Source organism: Rhizobium sp. RCC_161_2, assembly GCF_041355235.1.
Lineage (GTDB): Bacteria > Pseudomonadota > Alphaproteobacteria > Rhizobiales > Rhizobiaceae > Rhizobium.
This window is the reverse complement of record NZ_JBFUPL010000040.1, coordinates 1-2,494: the sequence shown is the minus strand read 5'-3', so window position 1 is coordinate 2,494 and position 2,494 is coordinate 1. Positions and strand designations below refer to the sequence as shown.

General features: G+C 58.7%; 2 protein-coding genes. Both read right to left on the bottom strand.

What is annotated here, in order from left to right; all coding sequences use genetic code 11:
* Window positions 1–53: 53 nt before the first annotated feature.
* Complete coding sequence (gene istB / locus AB6803_RS33045; RefSeq protein WP_371112786.1) at window positions 54–866, bottom strand: IS21-like element helper ATPase IstB; 813 nt, start codon at window positions 864–866, stop codon at window positions 54–56.
* Window positions 856–2,382 (bottom strand): IS21 family transposase, encoded by a 1,527-nt coding sequence (istA, locus tag AB6803_RS33040; RefSeq protein WP_371112785.1) that lies wholly within the window; start codon window positions 2,380–2,382, stop codon window positions 856–858. The genes istB and istA overlap by 11 nt, the downstream gene beginning before the upstream one ends.
* Window positions 2,383–2,494: the final 112 nt, after the last annotated feature.

The following is a 2,494-nucleotide window of genomic DNA, read 5'->3' as shown; positions in this document are numbered from 1 at the left end:
TGTTGATTTCCACTGAGAGCTGACCCGGCATTTCCACCGAGAAGTGACCCGCCTTAGGTATCGTTTGTGTTGGTCGTGGTGGTCAAGTTCCTGCGCTTTTCCTTTGCCGTTTTGGGCTCATGAGCTGAGCTGTTCTTGAAGCGGAAGCTGTCGTTTCCCGTTTCCAGGATGTGGCAGTGGTGGGTAAGCCGGTCGAGCAGCGCGGTGGTCATCTTGGCATCGCCGAAGACGCTGGCCCATTCGCTGAAGCTCAGGTTGGTCGTGATGATGACGCTGGTGTGCTCGTAGAGCTTGCTCAGCAGGTGGAAGAGCAGTGCGCCGCCTGAAGCGCTGAACGGCAGGTAGCCAAGCTCGTCGAGAATAACGAGATCGGAATGTGTCAGACGGTTGGCGATCTGGCCTGGACGGCCCTGAGCCTTCTCCTGTTCCAGAGCGTTGACCAGTTCCACGGTCGAGAAGAACCGAACTCGCTTATGGTGATGTTCGATGGCCTGGACACCGATCGCGGTCGCGATATGCGTCTTGCCCGTGCCGGGACCGCCGACCAGGACGATGTTGTTGGCGTTGTCGAGGAAGTCGCAGCGATGAAGCTGCTGCACGAGGGCCTCGTTGATCTCGCTGCTGGCGAAGTCGAAGCCATTCAGATCACGGTAGGCTGGAAAGCGCGCGGTTTTGAGCTGATACGCCGTCGATCGAACCTCTCGTTCCGCAGTCTCCGCTTTTAAAAGCTGGGACAAGATCGGAATGGCAGCCTCGAACGCCGGCGATCCCTGTTCGGTCAAATCACCGACGGCATGGGCCATGCCGTGCATCTTCAACTGTCGCAGCATGATGACGATCGCACCGCTTGCCGGGTTATGACGCATGGCGAACCTCCGTCTTTCTCAGGGTATCGTATCGTTCGACATTGGCCTTGGGCTCATTGGTGAGCGTCAGGGCCTGAGGTGCGTCGAGGGTCGGCGGGTTGAAGGATTTGCCATCAACGAGGCGATGCAGCAGGTTCAGCACATGCGTCTTGGTCGGAACACCGGACTTCAGCGCCATGTCGACGGCTGAGAGCACTGCCTGTTCATCGTGCTGGAGAACGAGCGCCAGGATATCGACCATCTCGCGGTCGCCGCCGGGCTTCTTGAGCAGGTATTGCTGCAAGGTTCGGAAGGCTTCAGGAAGCTCAACGAATGGAGCACCGTTGCGAAGAGCGCCCGGCTTTCGCTGCACGACCGCCAAATAATGCCGCCAGTCATAGATGGTCTGCCCCGGCCGGTCATGGGAACGATCGATGACCCGACGATGCTCACAAACGATCTGACCTTCTGCGGCGATGACGACACGATCCGGATAGACCCGAAGGCTTACCGGACGATTGGCGAAGGATGCAGGGACGCTGTAGCGATTGCGCTCCAGATGCACGAGGCAGGTGGGCGTGACACGCTTTGTATATTCGACGAACCCATCGAACGGCCTGGAAACGGGCATGAGAGCTGGTACTTCCTCTGCCCAGATGTCGGCAATGGTGCCACGCATCTGACCATGCAGCGTCTTCGCCCAGAACTCCTTGCATCGAACCTCGAGCCAGTCGTTCAGGGCCTCCAGTGATGGAAAGCGTGGAACAGGTTGAAAGAACCGATGCCGTGCGTCCTGGACGTTCTTCTCGACCTGTCCTTTCTCCCAGCCGGAGGCCGGATTGCAGAACTCGGGCTCGAACACGTAGTGGCTGGCCATTGCCATGAAGCGGACGTTGACGTCTCGCTCCTTGCCACGGCCGACCTTATCGATCGCCGTGCGCATGTTGTCGTAGATGCCGCGACCGGGAATACCACCGAAGACGCGGAAGGCATGATTGTGGGCGTCAAACAGCATCTCGTGCGTCTGCAGGAGATAGGCTCGGACGATAAAGGCCCTCGAGTAGCTCAGCTTGGTGTGAGCGACCTGCAGCTTGGTGCGCTCATTGCCGATGATCGCCCAGTCCTCCGACCAGTCGAACTGGAACGCTTCGCCGGGTTCGAACGCCAGTGGAACGAAGGTGCCACGGCCGGTCGTCTGCCGTTCCCGCTGGCGATCATCGCGCCATTCCCGGGCAAAGGCCGCCACGCGATTGTAGGACCCCTCGTAGCCGAGGCTGACCAAGTCAGCATGCAACTGCTTCATCGTCCGCTTCTGCTTGCGGCCCTTCTTGGATTCCGTCTTCAGCCAGGCCGATAACCGATCTGCAAAGGGGTCAAGCTTGCTCGGCCTTTCCGGAACCTGGAACTTCGGCTCTACGCCGTCAGCACGAAGATATTTGCGGATGGTGTTCCGGGATAAGCCAGTTCTGCGGCAAATCTCCCGGATTGATAGACGCTCTCGAAAATGCCAGCGCCGGATCACGCTCAGTAACGCCATGTCGATCACTCCAGAGCCCCCGCTGAAAACATGCGAGGGACGGTTGAAACATGGGTCAATTCTCAATGGAAATATCAGGCTGTGCCGGGTCAGCTCTCAGTGGAAATCAACA